Here is a 13,098-nt window from a genome sequence, read left to right as displayed (position 1 = left end):
TTATCTAGACATTGATATAAAAAAGGCCAGACGCTTATATATGCCTGACCTATATTAAAATCATTTAAACGTAGATAATATTTTAATTACTCGTCAGCACCCGTTAACAAATCAGAAAAAAGTGAAAGTTTATTTAAAACTAAACCATGAATAGATTTTCTTGGGTAGCGCCCCGTTCGACTAATTTCTCCAGCGGGTTCATTCATCAGCAACTCTAATGCTTGATCAATGTCTTCAACAGCGTGAATGGCAAATTGGTTGTTTTTAACCGCTTCAATAACATCGTCCGCTAACATCAGATTATTAACATTGGTGCGCGGAATAATAACCCCTTGTTTTCCCGTTAAGCCTTCGTCCTTACATAAACGATAAAAACCTTCAATTTTTTCATTTACGCCACCAATTGATTGCACACCTCCGTGCTGGTTAATCGAACCAGTAATGGCAAAGCCTTGTTTAATTGGCAGTAAAGAAATAGCAGAAATAAGCGCACAAAGTTCCGCCATAGACGCACTGTCACCATCAATATGTCCGTAAGACTGTTCTATTGCAAGGTTAGCAGAAATTGACACTGGAAAACCTTGCCCGTATTTATGTCCTAAATACCCGGTTAATAACAGCACGCCTTTGGAGTGAATAGACTTACCTAAGTCTACTTCTCTTTCTATATCAGTGACACCTTCACTTCCCGCATAAACGGTTGCTGTAATCCGCGCAGGCGTTCCAAAAACACTGTCTCCTATTTCTAAGACAGTTAAACCATTGACTTTACCGATATGGTGCCCTTGGGTGTCAATCAATACTTGTTTTTCTTTTATTTCGCCTAACCATGACTCACTCATTCGGCCAGTTCTTCGCTGTTTAGCTGCAAGCGCTAAAGCAACATGGCTGGCAGTTAAATGACCTTTGTTGTCTGTTTTTTTCCACAAATAAAAAGCTTCATCAAGTAAGTCGTTTACTTGAACAATATTAGCCGAAATCTTATGTTGATGCTCTGCACGTCTCAATGCATAGCGCACTAGCTCTAATACAGCTTCATTACTGACATGTGGATAGCTGTATTTATGTGCACGCTGGCGAATCAAATGAGCGTAATCATTAAGATTTTCTTCGTTACTTTCAAGATACTGATCAAAGTCTGCTAAGACCCTAAATAATTCGGTGAACTCTTGATCATAGTCTTGCAACATGTAATAAATTTCGGGGTCACCAAGCAATATCACTTTAACGTTTAATGGAATTTTTTCAGGTTGTAAGCTAAATGAGCCCGGTTGACTATATTCGGAGTAAGGATTTTCAATGGTAATTTCTTGTGATTTAAGCGCTAATTTTAAACGTGCCCAGACAAGGGGTTGATTGAGTAACTTGTCTGCCTCTAAAATTAAATAACCGCCATTAGCCTTATGTAATGCTCCAGGTCTAATTAATCGATAACTGGTATAGGTGCTTCCTTGAAAGCTCGCGAAATCAACATGGCCAAATAAGTTTTGAAAGGTTGGGTTTTGCTCATAAATAACAGGAGCGCCAGCATCAGGTTTTTGAGAAACGAGTAAATTAGGTAAAAATTGTTCAACCATAAGTTTACGCGCATCTTTATCGTTTCTGTTCTCAACACTTTCATCAACAAGAATTTCTAAAACAGTATCGACTACATGGGTTTTTACTTTTGACAAGTACTTTAACACACCAATATTACTGGAAAACTCATGTTCTAATTCTTCTAGAAACGGCCTAATAGCTTGTTCTGCTGTCTCATTTTTTAATTTACGTAATTTATCCGATGAGATGCGTTTCCATTGTGGTAATTCAATCAATTTTTCAGAGAGGAAATTTTCTAATTTATCTAGCAACAGATAAAAGTCAGCACGTTTACCTTCATCTAAACCGGCAAATTCTTTATCATTTAAAGGTTTTCCCTCAACCAGCGGTGAAAAACCAATCTCTCCATTTTCTTCAAATAATAAAACATTATCTTTTAAAGCACTTTCTTCGACTTCAGCGATGGCTTGATCATATTTTTTATTAAATGCGCGATCAACCGCCGACTTTTGTCGTTGATAACTTGGGTTATCAAAAATCTCAGGAAACACGTCTAATAATTCATCAATAAAAGTATTGATACGTGCCAATAATTGTTTACCATCTCCGGGACTTAAATAGAGGTTGTGCGGTGCATGAACATCATCAAAATTATTGATATAACACCACTCATAAGGCGTTTCTTGATTGCCAGCGGTTGTTGCTAACATTTGCTTAATTAAGGTTTGTCTGCCCGTACCATGCTCTCCCATAGCAAAAACATTAAAACCAGGAGCTTCCATAGACAAACCAAATTCAAGCGCCTCTTTAGCGCGAGCATGACCGATAATAATTTGCTCTACATCAGGAGTGACTTCAGCATTAGAAAACTGCTCAGCAGATAATTGAGCAGTTAATTTTTCAACAGGTAACCGAGTAATTGAAGAAGTTAACTTAACGGATGAAGGCATACAATATCTCACTGATAACGCTTAAAAAACAAGCGTATAATAATTAATAAATTTAATAATGCCAGTGTACCCTCATTTTAAATAATTAGTAAATTTTAGTGGCGTCCCAGCTTCGTTTTAAGGAGCAAAGGGTAACCTTATAAAAGAACTACCGCCGCAATTAAAACAATCAGCAACATCCGCCGCATGACTGTATGTTATTTTTTCTTGGCAATGCTGGCACTCTAACAAACCAAAACCAATAAAGTCGCCCGTTTCATATAGACCACGATGCTTAATATCTTCATCAAGCTCTGACCACTCCACTTGTGACTTATCAGTAATCGCTTGCATATTTTTCCAGAAAGACTCATTGAGTAAGCCTAAATAGAGGGAATGTTTGGCTTGTGCTTCATTTTGAATAATAAATTCGTTGATATCAAAACGTAAATTATCAACAAACTGCTTAACTTTCTCTTCAGGTAGTTTTTCTGCCGCTTGCAAGTAAAGCTTACTTTGCTCTACTTTGTTAACAATATCAGTTATCTCATGCTGGTTAACATCTTCAGCCCATGTAACTAAAGCTTGATAAAGCTCTTGAAAAACACTATTTTTTGATTTCATAACACATTCCTTGACGACTTATAGATTAAGTATAGCTAGTCATAGCTTTATAGAAAAAACAAATCAAATAAACTTCTAAAAACTATAACATATCCTTCCTTTACTTCAATATGCTCAAAACAGTATCTTGATGTGAGACAGGTATATAAGGTATTCTATCGCCATTATTTTTATGCGTTCATAATCGCGGTCAATTTACTATTGATTGGCTAATGAACACCACATTCTAAAGTGTTTGAGAAATCTTTAATGGAATCCATTTACAATCCCCAAGCTATCGAAGCGCAAGTTCAAAAATTTTGGACTGATAACAATACCTTTAAAGCCGAAGAAAAGCCCGGTCAAGAAAAATATTACTGTCTTGCTATGTTCCCTTATCCAAGTGGACGTTTACATATGGGGCATGTGCGTAATTATAGTTTAGGTGATGTTATCTCTCGCTATCAGCGCCTGCAAGGCAAAAATGTTATGCAACCTATGGGTTGGGACGCATTTGGTTTACCTGCAGAAAATGCGGCAATTAAAAACAAAACAGCGCCAGCTAAATGGACCTATGAAAATATTGATTACATGCGTAACCAATTACAATCACTGGGTTTTGCTTACGACTGGAGCCGTGAATTAGCGACGTGTAAAAAAGACTATTACAAATGGGAACAATGGTTCTTTACGCAACTTTACGAAAAAGGTTTAGTTTATAAGAAAAATGCTACGGTCAACTGGGATCCCGTTGATCAAACAGTATTGGCAAACGAGCAGGTTATTGACGGACGCGGTTGGCGTTCAGGCGCACCGGTTGAACGTAAAGAAATTCCACAGTGGTTTATTAAAATTACTGATTACGCTGAAGAGTTACTTACAGATTTAGACCAACTTACCGAATGGCCAGAACAAGTTAAGACCATGCAACGTAATTGGATTGGCCGCAGCGAAGGTATTGAAATGACCTTCCAAGTTGCAGATTCAAATGAAAGCTTTGACATCTATACTACACGTCCAGATACACTCATGGGAGTTACTTACGTAGCACTTGCTGCGCAGCATCCACTGGCTTTAGCTGCAGCAAAAAACAACCCAGCTTTGAGTGACTTTATTACAGAATGTAAAACCAATAAATCTACCGAAGCCGATATGGCAACGATGGAGAAAAAAGGTGCCGATACCGGTCTTAAAGCGATTCACCCACTAACGGGTAACATCGTTCCAGTATGGGCAGCAAACTTTGTCTTAATGGATTACGGTTCAGGTGCAGTAATGTCTGTTCCTGGCCACGATCAACGTGACTTCGAATTTGCCACTAAATACAGCTTGGACATTACCCAAGTTATTGCTGGTAGCAAAGACGACGATTTCAGTAAAGCAGCAATTACTGAAAAGGGTTTGTTAATTAATTCAGGTGAATACGACGGTTTAGGCTTTGAAGCGGCCTTTAAAGCGATATCAGAAAGATTAATCAGTGAAAACAAAGGATCTGTAAAAGTTAACTACCGTTTGCGTGACTGGGGTGTTTCTCGTCAGCGTTATTGGGGTACTCCCATTCCTATGATGCACCTAGCAAATGGTGAATCTGTCGCTGTACCTCTTGACCAGTTACCCGTTGAGTTGCCTGAAGAAGTTATCATGAATGGCGTTACATCACCGATTAAAGACAATCCTGAGTGGGCAAAAACCACTTATAACGGTGAAGAAGCATTCCGTGAAACTGATACTTTTGATACGTTCATGGAATCCTCTTGGTATTACGCACGTTACTGTTCACCGAACGATGATACCCAAATGATTGATCCCGCTAAGGCAAATTATTGGCTACCTGTTGATCAATACATCGGCGGGATTGAGCATGCTATTTTGCATTTACTTTACGCGCGTTTTTTTCACAAGTTATTGCGTGACGCCGGTTTAGTAAACTGTGATGAACCGTTTAAAAAGTTATTATGTCAGGGCATGGTATTAGCAGATACCTATTACCGCGAGGCAGATAATGGTGGTCAAGATTGGATTTCACCAACAGATGTAGACGTTGAGCGTGATGAAAAAGGACAAGTTACTTCGGCTGTTAGCAAGCTTGACGGCAAACCAGTTATTTCTGCTGGTATGAGTAAAATGTCAAAGTCAAAAAATAACGGCATCGACCCACAAGAAGTTATAAGCAAATATGGCGCAGATACTGTACGTTTATTTATTATGTTTACTTCACCACCAGAGCAAACCCTTGAATGGTCTGATTCAGGTGTTGAAGGCGCACACCGTTTCTTAAAGCGTGTTTGGAAACTCGCCTTTGATTTTAGCGAACAAGTCAAAGAACATGGCGAAGTGGCACTACTGAGCACATTAACTTTAAATGCAGCGCAGAAAACATTACGCCGCGAGTTGCACAAAACTATAGCAAAAGTCAGTGATGATATTGGCCGAAGAAACACCTTTAATACCGCTATAGCTTCAATTATGGAATTAATGAACCATTTATCGAAAGCAAATTTGGTTAGTGTTGAAGACAGAGCGGTTATGCAAGAAGCCGTTCGCGCTGTCATTATAATGTTGACGCCAATTACACCACATATGTGTCATGAGATTTGGAAAACATTAGGCAGTGCGAATAACAATAATGACTCGATTGAAGAAGCATCTTGGCCTATCGTTGATGAGAGTGCTTTGGTTGAAGACGAGAAGTTAATTATCGTACAAGTTAACGGTAAGGTACGTGCTAAAATTACTGTTTCAGCTAACGCCAGCAAAGAAGAAGTTGAAGCCTTAGGTTTAAGTGATGAAACAGTGGTCCGCTTTATTGATGATAAGACAATTCGTAAAGTTATCTATATACCGGGTAAACTTTTAAACATTGTTGCTAACTAATCGCGAAAAAGTCCTACAAGGTAATAAGAATGAGCCATATGCACAAAAAAAAGACAAAACACCAAACACGGGTAGCCACGGCTACTTTGGTGTTACTCACCTTGTTTTTATCAAGCTGTGGCTTTGCTTTACGCGGTGATTACTTATTATCGCCGCAACTGCAAACTTTGCACTTAAGTTCCGCTGATAAATTTGGGGAGCTTACTCGCCAAGTTAAGCAACACTTAACGATAAATAAAATAAAGTTGCTAAGCCAAGCTACAGAGAATGTCCCGCAACTTAAACTTTCAAAAGACAGCCTAAATCGTCGCACTTTATCCGTATTTCCAAATGGGCAAGTGGCAGAATACGAATTGATTTATACCGTTAGATATCGGCTAGTACTTTCACAAAATGATGTTCGCTCTTTTGTTTTTGAACTTAATCGCGATTATCAAGATGATCCCAATATTGCACTTGCTAAAAGTCGGGAACTGGAATTAATGTTAAGTGAAATGCGTAAAGAAGCGGCTAATAAAATCTTACGCGACCTCTCTACGATTAAAATCTAATGCGGATCTATCATAACCAGCTATCTAATACCCTCAATCAGGGGTTTAAGCCTGTTTGGTTAGTTTTTGGTGATGAGCCTTGGCAAAAGAACAACAGCTTAACCGCAATAAAACAGCACTGTCAGCAACAGGGGTTTAGTGAAGTTATCCGTTTTAGTGCTGACGATAAATTTGACTGGAACCTTTTGGTTGAAGAGTATCAAGCGATGAGCCTATTTTCAGCACAGCGCATCATTGAAATAGAACTAGTCAACGGGAAAATAGCTGACGCCGGCAGTAAAATACTACTTAAACTCAGTGAAAACTTTCATCCTGATGTACAGCTAATCTTTCATGGCCCTAAAATCGACAGTGCGGGTCAAAAACGAAAATGGTTTAAATCATTAGAACAGTTAGGTTGTTTTGTCCCGCTTTATGATATTGAAGGTCGTCAATTACAACAGTGGTTAAATCAACAAATCAAACAGCATAAATTAAATATTCATCACGATGTCACCCCATTGATGATAGAGCTTTTTGAAGGTAACTTACCGGCTTTAGAACAAGAATTACAAAAATTTTCATTGTTGTTTGGTACACAACTAATTGTTGCTGAAGACGCAGAAAAATTACTCATTAAACAAGCAAAATTTAACCCTTTTCAGGTGGTTGATACCTTACTTAGTGGTGACTTGAAAAAATGTATTGGCATGTTAGATCAACTGCAACACGAAGGCGCTGCAATCGGTCAGCTTATTTGGTTTATTCACAAAGAGATAGTGCAATTATCAACTATGCTAGAGCAAATTGAACAAGGTGAGAGTATCGATAGTATTTATAAAAAATATCGAATATGGGATAAAAAGAAACCTCTGTATCAGTATGCCCTTAAACATATTAGTCGTGACAATATTTACCAAGCTCAAGCGCGTTTAGCACAAACTGACTTGATCAGTAAAACCAGTAGTGACTTTAATCCTTTTATATTACTGGCAGATGTTTGTATAAGTCTCTATCACGGGCAAACCACCAAAAAATTCAATTTAGATTATGAATTCGACTAAGCGAGTAAGCGAAATTAAGAAAAATATTGCCATAATGGGGGGAACATTTGACCCTATCCATAATGGCCATATTGAAACAGCAAAAGAAACAGCAACATGGCTTAATGTTGAACAACTCTTCTTTTTACCTGCCCATTTGCCGCCTCATAAAAACACCACAACAGCCAGCGCTAAGCACCGAACAGCTATGGTGAACCTTGTTTGCCAACAGCAGCCATTATTTCAGCTTGATAATCGCGAATTAAAACGACATAGCGCTTCTTATACCGTCAAAAGTTTACGTGAAATAAAACAAGAGCAACCCAACAGTCGGGTTTTTTTTATCATAGGGATGGACTCGTTCCTTAACTTTACTCTATGGCATCAATGGCAAACTATTTTGTCACTCTGTCATATTGTCGTCAATATTCGACCTGGCTATCAATTAAATCAAATTAATACCGCCACTCAACAACTATTAAAAAACCATCAAATAGATGACCTAGCAGAAATAAAGCAACAAGATGCTGGCGGCATTATTTTCCATCAAAACCAGTCGCTTAATATTTCTTCAAGTGAAATACGCCAACAACTTTTAAGCAATAAAAAACAGAATAATCACCTAACAGAATGCGTACATCATTACATTATTGAAAAAAAACTCTATCAAAAATAATTTGCTAGTTAACCTGCAGAAAAAATGATGATATTATAGCGCATTATTATTTACACTAAGAGTAATTCCCTTGCAAGTTGAAGCGTTAAACGCATTTGTTATTGAAAAAATCGAAGAAATGAAAGGTCGTGACATCACGACTTTAGACATCGGAAAAAAATCAGGCTTTGCTGATTATATGGTTGTCTGTTCAGGTAACTCGAATCGCCATGTTAAATCTATTGCACAATCGGTTGCCATCGAATGCCGCGCTAAAGGTATTGAGCCGTTAGGTATTGAAGGTAATGATGTTGGCGAATGGGCGTTAGTTGATTTAGGCAATTTAATTGTTCACGTAATGACAGACGAAATTCGTGACCGTTACCAGTTAGAAGAATTGTGGAACTAAGCTAATAGTGAAGGTAAACTAAACTATTATGCGACTTACCTTATATGCTGTTGGCAATAAAATGCCAGCATGGGTTACTCAAGGCTTTAACGAATATTGTCGTCGATTTCCGCGCGACATGTCGTTTCATTTAGTAGAAATCCCGCCAGGTAAGCGTGGTAAAAACGCCGATATAGCTCGCATTCTAGAAAAAGAAGGCGAATTATTACTAAACGCAATCCCAAAGGGTAACCGTATTGTTACGCTTGAAGTGGAAGGTAAACCGTGGACAACACCACAGCTTGCTCAACAACTTAAGCGTTGGCAATTAGACAGTCGCGATGTGGCTTTACTTATTGGTGGCCCCGAAGGTTTAGCCCCCGCTTGTATTAAAACTTCAGAACAAAAATGGTCTTTATCGCCATTAACCCTGCCACATCCAATGGTGCGTATTGTTGTCGCTGAAAGTCTGTATCGAGCTTGGAGCATTAACAATAACCACCCGTATCACCGAGAGTAATAATGGCATCGAACAAACGTGTTGCTATTCGAAACCATTCGGCAGAAGCTAATTTATTTGCACGCAGAACCTTTATTGCTTTTATCGGTATACTCGCTTTATTGTTAACCTTAATTAGCAATATCTACGAGTTAGAAATTAATTCTTATGAAAAATATCAAACTCGCTCTAATTCCAATCGAATAAAACTCCTTCCCGTTGCACCTAATCGCGGCCTAATTTACGATCGTAATGGCATTCTACTCGCTGATAACAAACCCGTTTATTCGCTGGAAGTTATTGCTGAGCAAACGGTTGATTTGAAGAAACACATTGTAGAAGTCAGTGAGTTGCTTGATATCAGTGAAGAAAAGCAGCAAAAGCTTTTTGAAGCGCTAAAAAGTAAACGACGCTTTAAACCGGTAGAACTGCACTCGCGGTTAAGCGCACAGCAAGTTGCATTATTCTCTGTCAATCAACACAAATTCCCTGGTTTTTTTATTGATGCTCGTCTTAAAAGATACTACCCATTTGGTGATTTAACGACCCACTCTTTGGGTTATGTTGCCCGCATTAACCTTAAAGATTCAATTCGTTTGGCCGAAGAAAATTTAGATGAAGATTATGCAGCAACCCGTAACATAGGTAAGCTTGGTTTAGAAAAATATTATGAAAATATTCTTCATGGCACTATTGGTCATCAAGAAGTTGAAATAAATAATCAAGGTCGTATTATAAGAACGCTTGATTATGCGCCCCCAATATCAGGCAAAAACTTAACCCTAAGTATTGATATTGAATTACAAATGATTGCTAAACGTGCCTTAGCTGGTAAGCGTGGCGCTGTAGTAGCAATTGATCCACGAAGTGGTGAAATATTGGCCATGTATTCAAACCCAAGTTATGACGGAAACTTATTTGTTCATGGCATTAGCAGTAAGAACTATCGTAAATTACTTAATCCTAAAAACGACAGACCCTTACTTAATCGAAGTGTACAAGGTTACCCACCCGCCTCAACAGTCAAACCTTTGCTCGGATTAACAGGATTAGAAGCAGGTGTAATCACCAATAAATCACGCTTCTACGACCCTGGCTGGTTTCAGCTAAAAGGTCTTGAACGTAAATACCGTGATTGGTGGGCGCCCGGTCATGGCTGGGTAGATCTTAATCAAGCCATTGAACACTCATGTAATGTTTTCTTTTATAATTTAGCGTACCAATTAGATATTGATACGATTACTGACATGATGGAAAAATTTGGTTTTGGCGATCTTACGGGTGTTGATATCTGGGAAGATAAACGCGCTATTTTGCCTGGTAGAGAAACCAAGCGTAGTCGATACAATAAACCTTGGTATACCGGCGATACAATCGCGGTTGGTATTGGTCAAGGCTACTGGACAGTAACACCGTTACAGCTAGCTCAAGCTTTTTCTATTTTAACGAATAAAGGCGACATTAAAATCCCACATTTTTTACGTGCTACTACAGAGTTAGTCGTGGAAGAAGTTCAAATCAATGAGGAGATCATTACCGCTGAGCGTGATGCTGATATGGTCAATAAAATGGTCACTAAGATGGCAGAATATGATGATAAACCTCCGATTATTTTAAAAGACAATAAACACTGGGATTTAGTGCTTGATGCTATGCATAACACGGCACAAAAGAAATATCCTGCATTTAAAGGTGCTCGCTATGACGCCGCAGGAAAGTCGGGTACAGCACAACTTATTGCAAAAAAACAAGATGAAAAATATGATGCAGAAGCCACTAAAGAAAGGCAGCGAAACAATGCTATGTTTGTCGCTTTTGCTCCTTATGAGAATCCAGAAATAGTGGTTGCTGTTGTCGTTGAAAATGTTTTAGAAGGCGGTGGTGGTTTTAATGCTGCGCCGGTAGCGCGCCAAGTTATGGATCAATATTTTGGTGATAGAGTCATTATTAGTACCGATAAAAGTAAGCATCCACAACACAATAATGTTTATGGTGTTGACAAAAACACAGGACGTAACTAGTGCGTAATATTGGCCATGATCAACAAAAGCAGCGAAGTCTCTGGCAAAGAATTCATATTGACTTGCCTCTTTTGTTGGGTATTTTAGCATTAATGACCTTAGGGCTATTTGTTGTTTATAGTGCAGGTGGCCAAGAAACTGCCATTGTTTACCGTCAAATAACCCGCTTAGGTATAGCATTGTTGGTGATGTTCGCCGTTGCTCAAATCCCTCCCCTTTCCTATCAAAAATGGGCGGTGCCCGTATTTATTTTAGGTTTGCTGCTCTTAATCGCCGTACTTTTATTCGGTCATATAGGTAAAGGCGCACAGCGTTGGTTAGACTTGGGTTTTATGAAATTTCAGCCTTCTGAAATAATGAAACTGATTGTCCCCATTATGATCGCTTGGTATGTTAGCCAATATGACTTACCCGCTAAAATATCGACCATCACCATTGCATTTATTTTAGTGTTATTGCCAACCTTATTAATTGCTAAGCAACCTGATTTAGGTACATCACTGTTAATCGCCAGTTCAGGTGTTTTTGTGATTTTTCTTGCCGGAGCAAGCTGGAAACTCATTATCGCTTGTATTGGCTTAGCATCGGCATTTGCACCCATTCTCTGGATGTTTTTGATGAAGCCCTATCAGAAGCAGCGTGTATTAACTTTTCTTGACCCAGAGCAAGACCCACTTGGCTCTGGATATCATATCATTCAATCAAAAATAGCCATTGGTTCAGGTGGTTTACATGGCAAAGGTTGGTTACAAGGTACACAGTCGCAACTAGAATTTTTACCTGAACGCCATACCGACTTTATTTTCGCGGTGTTTAGTGAAGAATTTGGCTTTGTAGGTGTCGCCGTACTGCTCAGTGTCTATTTAATAATAGTAATGCGAGGCTTATGGATTGCTGTCCATGCCGACCATGCATTCACAAAACTTTTAGCCGGTAGTATAACTTTAACCTTTTTCGTTTATGTTTTTGTCAATATAGGTATGGTGTCTGGATTATTGCCTGTTGTTGGCGTTCCTTTGCCCTTAGTCAGTTACGGTGGAACATCGATGGTGACATTACTTGCAGGTTTTGGCATGCTAATGGCGATTAGTACCCACAAGCGTTTTATTGCTTAAATTGATTAACAACATAAAAAGAATCTGCCAGTGAAAATACAATTATTAGTAATCACGCTTTTAGTCTCGATTTCTGCCTGCAGTGTCAATACCGGACGCTATCAACAACACAAAGATAGTATGCCCAGCCGAGCCCCTACCGCAAGTGAGCTTATTGATATTACGCCAAGAGCAGAACCCCATAGTAGAGGCGGTAATAGAAGCCAGTATCAAGTGCGCGGCAAAACTTATTCGGTATTAAAAAGTGCTGAAAATTTTAGCCAAACGGGTATTGCTTCCTGGTATGGTGAAAAATTCCATGGTCATTTAACCTCAAATGGTGAAATTTATAATATGTACGCTATGAGTGCGGCTCATAAAAATTTACCCCTACCCACTTACTTAAAAGTCACTAACAACGCCAATAGTCAATCAGTAATTGTTAGAGTAAATGACCGCGGACCCTTTCATCAAAACCGAATTATTGATTTATCGTACAGTGCGGCTTATAAACTGGGTATGATGAAAACAGGGGTGGCTAATGTAACGATCACTGCTATTACTGATTTTTCTGTTACTGAGATAAATGAAAAACTGACTGAAAACAACTTATCTACAGATAGTGAACAACGTAAATATATTCAAGTTTTCGCCACTAAGAATGAAGTGCTTGCCAATAAAACAGCCCAAGCCCTAGAGAATTTATATCAAATAAATACCATAATCCCAATGAATGATAGCCTTTTTCGTGTACAAATGGGCCCAATCAACGATGAAGAGGCGTTAAACACACTATTGACCAGTTTAAAAAAATCAGGTTATCCAAAAGCATTTAGTCTGAAGTAATCATTCGTAACAATTTGCCACGATAGCACCATAGCAATCAGTAACAAAGATGGTATACTCCTAAAAAATTCTTCTTT

At 38.6% G+C, this 13,098-nt stretch carries 11 protein-coding genes; 9 read left to right on the top strand and 2 right to left on the bottom strand.

Annotated elements, in window-relative coordinates:
- Positions 1–86 precede the first annotated feature (86 nt).
- Positions 87–2,489 (bottom strand): ATP-binding protein, encoded by a 2,403-nt coding sequence (locus H4J67_RS09280; protein WP_182171218.1) that lies wholly within the window; start codon positions 2,487–2,489, stop codon positions 87–89.
- Positions 2,490–2,606: 117 nt separating this feature from the next.
- Positions 2,607–3,092 (bottom strand): zinc ribbon-containing protein, encoded by a 486-nt coding sequence (locus tag H4J67_RS09275; RefSeq protein WP_182171216.1) that lies wholly within the window; start codon positions 3,090–3,092, stop codon positions 2,607–2,609.
- Between the two features lie 249 nt (positions 3,093–3,341).
- Here H4J67_RS09275 and leuS point away from each other — a divergent pair, with 249 nt between their 5' ends.
- The 9 genes from leuS (at position 3,342) to H4J67_RS09230 (ending at position 13,021) form a co-directional block, all read left to right on the top strand.
- Complete coding sequence (gene leuS / locus H4J67_RS09270) at positions 3,342–5,945, top strand: leucine--tRNA ligase (RefSeq protein WP_182203543.1); 2,604 nt, start codon at positions 3,342–3,344, stop codon at positions 5,943–5,945.
- Positions 5,946–5,974: 29 nt separating this feature from the next.
- Positions 5,975–6,496, top strand: coding sequence for an LPS assembly lipoprotein LptE (lptE, locus tag H4J67_RS09265; protein WP_259368541.1), 522 nt, complete (start codon positions 5,975–5,977; stop codon positions 6,494–6,496).
- Positions 6,496–7,539 carry a DNA polymerase III subunit delta gene (holA, locus tag H4J67_RS09260; RefSeq protein WP_182203541.1) on the top strand — a complete coding sequence of 348 codons (1,044 nt, stop codon included), beginning with the start codon at positions 6,496–6,498 and terminating at the stop codon, positions 7,537–7,539. The genes lptE and holA overlap by 1 nt, the downstream gene beginning before the upstream one ends.
- Positions 7,526–8,194 carry a nicotinate-nucleotide adenylyltransferase gene (gene nadD / locus H4J67_RS09255; RefSeq protein ID WP_182171207.1) on the top strand — a complete coding sequence of 223 codons (669 nt, stop codon included), beginning with the start codon at positions 7,526–7,528 and terminating at the stop codon, positions 8,192–8,194. The genes holA and nadD overlap by 14 nt, the downstream gene beginning before the upstream one ends.
- Positions 8,195–8,264: 70 nt before the next feature.
- Entirely contained in the window at positions 8,265–8,582 is a 318-nt protein-coding gene (rsfS, locus tag H4J67_RS09250) for a ribosome silencing factor (RefSeq protein ID WP_070376106.1), read from the top strand.
- Positions 8,583–8,610: 28 nt separating this feature from the next.
- Positions 8,611–9,081 carry a 23S rRNA (pseudouridine(1915)-N(3))-methyltransferase RlmH gene (gene rlmH, locus H4J67_RS09245; RefSeq protein ID WP_182171204.1) on the top strand — a complete coding sequence of 157 codons (471 nt, stop codon included), beginning with the start codon at positions 8,611–8,613 and terminating at the stop codon, positions 9,079–9,081.
- Between the two features lie 2 nt (positions 9,082–9,083).
- The gene (gene mrdA / locus H4J67_RS09240) at positions 9,084–11,081 is read left to right on the top strand and encodes a penicillin-binding protein 2 (protein WP_182171201.1); all 1,998 of its coding nucleotides are present in this window, start codon (positions 9,084–9,086) and stop codon (positions 11,079–11,081) included.
- Positions 11,081–12,196 (top strand): rod shape-determining protein RodA, encoded by a 1,116-nt coding sequence (gene rodA / locus H4J67_RS09235; RefSeq protein WP_182203539.1) that lies wholly within the window; start codon positions 11,081–11,083, stop codon positions 12,194–12,196. Before mrdA ends, rodA begins: the two co-directional genes overlap by 1 nt.
- Positions 12,197–12,226: 30 nt before the next feature.
- A complete protein-coding gene (locus tag H4J67_RS09230) occupies positions 12,227–13,021 on the top strand; it encodes a septal ring lytic transglycosylase RlpA family protein (protein WP_310650622.1) in 795 nt (264 codons plus the stop codon).
- The last annotated feature ends 77 nt before the right edge of the window (positions 13,022–13,098 follow it).

This window comes from Colwellia sp. BRX10-4, from assembly GCF_014077465.1.
Classification (GTDB): Bacteria; Pseudomonadota; Gammaproteobacteria; order Enterobacterales; family Alteromonadaceae; genus Colwellia_A.
The sequence above is the reverse complement of the archived record's forward strand: the minus strand, read 5'-3'. Positions and strand labels throughout refer to the sequence as shown.